This is a genomic window from Methanobrevibacter sp., from assembly GCF_045116495.1.
Taxonomy (GTDB): Archaea; Methanobacteriota; Methanobacteria; order Methanobacteriales; family Methanobacteriaceae; genus Methanocatella.
Genome location: NZ_JBGULU010000064.1, coordinates 1 through 3,133, shown reverse-complemented (window position 1 = coordinate 3,133; position 3,133 = coordinate 1). Strand labels below are relative to the sequence as shown.

3 protein-coding genes are annotated in these 3,133 nt (G+C 32.8%); all 3 read left to right on the top strand.

What is annotated here, in order from left to right; translation table 11 throughout:
* On the top strand, window positions 1–243 hold a 243-nt coding region (locus ACJMLH_RS03140), incomplete at its 5' end, for a metal-sensing transcriptional repressor (protein WP_405274639.1).
* A gap of 61 nt (window positions 244–304) precedes the next feature.
* On the top strand, window positions 305–2,134 hold the full coding sequence (locus ACJMLH_RS03135; protein ID WP_405274637.1) for a heavy metal translocating P-type ATPase: 1,830 nt from the start codon (window positions 305–307) through the stop codon (window positions 2,132–2,134).
* 609 nt (window positions 2,135–2,743) lie between these two features.
* On the top strand, window positions 2,744–2,941 hold the full coding sequence (locus ACJMLH_RS03130) for a hypothetical protein (protein WP_100815195.1): 198 nt from the start codon (window positions 2,744–2,746) through the stop codon (window positions 2,939–2,941).
* Window positions 2,942–3,133: the final 192 nt, after the last annotated feature.

The following is a 3,133-nucleotide window of genomic DNA, read 5'->3' as shown; positions in this document are numbered from 1 at the left end:
CATAGAAGAATCAAAAAAATCATAGGTCAGCTTAATGCAATTGACCGTATGATTGAAGAAGATATTCCATGTGAACAAATATTAATGCAAGTCAATGCATCAAAATCAGCATTACATAAAGTCGGACATATAATTGTTGAAGGACACCTCGAGCACTGCGTTAAAGACGCTATCGATAAAAGTGACTCAGACGAGGCATTAAGTGACATTTCATCAATTTTAGAATATTACTCCAGACTTTAATTTTTTTTAAAATAACCTTATTACCCAAAGGGGTATACCTATACTTGTGGGGCTGTTTAATATGAATTTTAGTAGAGATGAAAAAATAGACATATTGCTAATTGTTATCTCCGCAATAAGTGTAATCGCAAGTTTTCTACTATCTCTCGATTACCTATCTTGGATTGCAGTAATATTATGCGGAATACCAATATTTAAAGAATGTGCAGAAGGTCTAATAACAGAATTTGATATAAAAGCAGATTTGCTGGTTACAATAGCCATTATAGCATCAATCATTATAGGCGAAGTATTTGCGGCCGGTGAAATTGCAACAATCATGGCAATCGGTGGATTTTTGGAAGAATACACCGTGTCAAAGGCACAGGGAAGAATAGAAGAACTTGTTAAAATGACTCCTCAGGTTGCAACAAGAATCAAAAAAGGAGTTGAAGAGAAAATACCAGTTGACGAAGTTAAAATAGGAGATACATTAAAAGTGCTTCCTGGTGAAAGCATTCCAACAGACGGAATAATAATAGAAGGAGAAACCTCAATTGACCAGGCCACACTCACAGGCGAATCAGTACCGGTTGACAAATCAGTCAACGACGAAGTGTTCAGCGGAACCATCAACCTCTACGGTTCATTCACTATGAAAACAACAAAAGTCAGCGAAGACAGTTCTCTTCAAAAGTTAATCAGACTGGTGGAATCATCAAAACCTGAAAACGCAAAAATCGTAAGATCAGCAGACAGATGGGCAACATGGATCGTAATAATTGCATTCTTAAGCGCAATAATAACATACTTCGTAACCGGAGAAATAATAAGATCAGTTACAATACTGGTAGTATTCTGCCCATGCGCACTGGTTCTGGCAACACCGACAGCAATAATGGCCGCAATAGGAAACCTGACAAAATACGGTATCCTGGTAAAAGACGGAGAATCCCTTGAAGAACTGGCACGTGTAGATGAACTGGTATTTGATAAAACAGGAACATTAACACACGGAACACCGGAAGTTGTAAAAGTAATTTCAGACAACGAAGAAGAAATGATGTATCTTCTCGCATCCCTTGAATCAAAATCAGAACATCCCCTTGCAAAGGCCATAGTCAAATATTACAATAAGACAGATTTGGCAAATGTTTCTGATTTCAAAATGCACATCGGAAAAGGAGTCACTGGAATAATTGAAGGATCAAAAATTATCGCCGGAAATAAAAAACTTCTCGAAGCAGAAAACATTCCATTAAATTATGATGAAGAAAACAAAAATGGAGAAATCACCATATTTGTCGCAAAAGACAATGAAATCATTGGAATAGTATTGCTTGCAGATACATTGCGTGAAAATTCAAGGCAAACCGTAAAACAGCTTAAACGTTTAGGAATGAAAACCACACTTCTAACAGGAGATAATGAAGAAACCGGAAAATTCATTTCCCGAGAGGTTAAGGTTACAAACGCTCAATACAACTGTCTTCCCGAAGATAAAACTGAATACATCAAACAAGAGCAATTAAAAGGAAATAAAGTAGCAATGATTGGTGATGGAATAAATGATGCACCGTCCCTAAGAAAAGCTAATGTAGGAATAGCAATGGGAAGCATTGGAAGTGACGTTTCCATAGAAGCAGCAAACATCGCTTTAATCAATGACAATATAGGTGACATACCTCACCTGATAGCCATTGCAAGAAAAACATTGAGAACAATTAATTTAAACATTACATTCTCCCTAGCTTTAAATATAATTGCAATGATATTAGCTATTCTTGGTGTTTTAGATCCAATTGCAGGAGCATTGGTTCACAATATCGGGTCAGTTATTGTAATCATTTATTCCTCAACTCTTGTGAATTATAAGATTTCAGGAAAGGATTACAGAAAAGCTAAAAAATAAACACAACGGATTATAATTTCTGTGTATTATCTGATTTGATAAAATTATCATCTCAAATGATACACTTTAATATTTTTTTCAAATACTCACATTACCATTGACCATTTACTATTCAAAACTTACTTTCTGGAACCCTTGCATATATATCTCTGTTTAAAAATCAAATCCAAAAAGGTTGCCATTAATGTCAATGTCATCTAATTTAATTGAATGAAAAAACATAGCTATTAATTATATCAATCATATCTTGATGGAAACATCGATCATGAAATGATTCAATATCCTCATCAATGATTAGTCATCATCTGCTCTCTCGCACTTCCTTTAAATATGTTTAAATTAAGATTAATTAGTACCACTCAAAAATTATTTGGGTGGCTAGATATTGGTAAAGGTCAGTTGAATTATTATGGAGATCAGCTCGTTATTCAAACTTTTTTCTAAAAAAACTCCATATTAATTCAACTAAATCTATTTAGGCATTTAATTCGTATTTTGAAATTCTCAACATAATCCTGAAAACATATTGTCATGAATTTTTAATGATAATTTTATATAATTGAAATAATAAAATATTATATTAATTATTATATACCGGTTGTAATAGCTATGGCCAATATAAATAATACATCATCCTACATGGATGAAGATAAAAAGCAAATTATCAAAGAGTCCAATTATACCTATAGGGATGCTCTTGAAGTTTCAGCTTATCTCATTGAAGTAGGCAAGTTCGAAAGATTTTACAAGGAAATGCAAATCCATGACTTGCAAAAGGAACTTGATGAAATGGATGACGGAGAATAACTTCAAAAAATATATCTCACGTATATAACTCTTAAATAAAAACTATTTTTCATAAGTGAAAGTAATATTTATTATTACTTTTATATTTTTTTTATAATAAAATTTTATATATAATACATAATAAATATATGTATTATGTTACCGGAAAAAACCAACATCAGCGCAAGAGTTGAAATTACACTCAAAAAAATA

Excerpts from the sequence above, each read along its gene's own strand:
- ACJMLH_RS03135 (WP_405274637.1), top strand. The coding sequence starts at position 305 with ATGAATTTTAGTAGAGATGAAAAAATAGACATATTGCTAATTGTTATC.
- ACJMLH_RS03130 (WP_100815195.1), top strand. The coding sequence starts at position 2,744 with ATGGCCAATATAAATAATACATCATCCTACATGGATGAAGATAAAAAG.